Genomic DNA, 653 nt, shown 5'->3' on the forward strand with positions numbered 1-653 from the left:
CGTCCTTCATAGGCTTCTAGTGCCAAGGCATCCGCCGTGCGCCCTTTCTAACTTAACCTTTGTCTGGTTTTCAACGCATTACATGCGTCTCGACCATTGGTTGATTACCATTGTATAGCGATATACGTTGGCAATCGTTAAAAAAGTATTGTTCAATCACAAAAGTGATCGACTCGGTTGATTACTTGATGTTTTGTTGCTTCAATGTCGTTTTATCCAGTTTTCAATGAACAAATTACTCTTTGATAAAGTAATTGGTGGAGCCTAGCGGGATCGAACCGCTGACCTCCTGCGTGCAAGGCAGGCGCTCTCCCAGCTGAGCTAAGGCCCCCGAATATGAATGGTGGGCCTAAGTGGACTCGAACCACCGACCTCACGCTTATCAGGCGTGCGCTCTAACCAGCTGAGCTATAGGCCCCTTCAGGGATTATGAAGTTCCTCTTTTCAGTTCCAAAAACACATACGGTGTTTAAAACTGTCCAATGAACCTTCAAAACTGAACGCAAAACGTCAACGTATGAACCATAGGTTCATATTCCGTAATTATCCTTAGAAAGGAGGTGATCCAGCCGCACCTTCCGATACGGCTACCTTGTTACGACTTCACCCCAATCATCTGTCCCACCTTCGGCGGCTGGCTCCCGTAAGGGTTA

2 tRNA genes and 1 rRNA gene are annotated in these 653 nt (G+C 46.9%); all 3 read right to left on the reverse strand.

The annotated features are described in order from the left end of the window. Positions 1-255 precede the first annotated feature (255 nt). Positions 256-331 (reverse strand) — tRNA-Ala (locus M3193_RS16580). A 10-nt stretch (positions 332-341) separates the two neighbouring features. After that, positions 342-418 (reverse strand) — tRNA-Ile (locus M3193_RS16585). A gap of 135 nt (positions 419-553) precedes the next feature. Beyond that, a 16S ribosomal RNA gene (locus M3193_RS16590) occupies positions 554-653 on the reverse strand; the annotation flags it as partial.

This window comes from Sporosarcina luteola, assembly GCF_023715585.1.
GTDB classification, from domain to species: Bacteria; Bacillota; Bacilli; order Bacillales_A; family Planococcaceae; genus Sporosarcina; species Sporosarcina luteola_D.